The organism is Vibrio sp. 811, assembly GCF_033339195.1.
On sequence record NZ_JAWOUB010000526.1, the window covers coordinates 1 to 636 of the forward strand.

The 636-nt window shown below is 50.5% G+C and carries 1 pseudogene; it reads left to right on the plus strand.

Annotated elements, in window-relative coordinates:
• Positions 1-636, plus strand: a pseudogene (locus R7Q46_RS27885) (hydroxymethylglutaryl-CoA lyase); the annotation flags it as partial.

Genomic DNA, 636 nt, shown 5'->3' on the forward strand with positions numbered 1-636 from the left:
ACATCGAAGCCGGATCATTTGTCTCACCCAAATGGGTTCCGCAAATGGCAGATTCCAAAGAAGTCATGCAAAATATCACGCGAAGAGCCTCGGTGACTTACTCGGCACTCACCCCTAACCTCCAAGGGTTAGAGCAAGCCTTAGATGCTGGCGCCAATCAGGTCGCCATTTTCACTTCGGCTTCAGAAGGCTTTTGCCAGCATAATATCAACTGTTCAATTACAGAGAGCTTGAAACGCTTCGAGCCATTAATGGTTCAGGCCGATAAGTAACATGTTCCAGTTCGTGGATATCTGTCGTGCGTCGTCGATTGCCCTTACGATGGGGCGACATCTCCAACACAAGTGGCCAACATATCGCAAGCGTTGATCGAGTTGGGATGCTACGAGGTGTCCTTGGGCGACACGATCGGAACCGGTACGCCTAATCGTGTAAAAGAAATGCTGGAATCGGTGCTAGCGAGCATTCCAAGCCAACGTTTAGCCGTACACTTTCATGATAAATGGGGACAAGCGCTGGCAAATATCTACCAAGCCTTAAGCATGGGCATCACCACGGTAGACAGCAGTGTCGCAGGATTGGGAGGGTGTCCATACGCGCATGGTGCATCTGGCAATGTCGCTACAGAAGACGTGT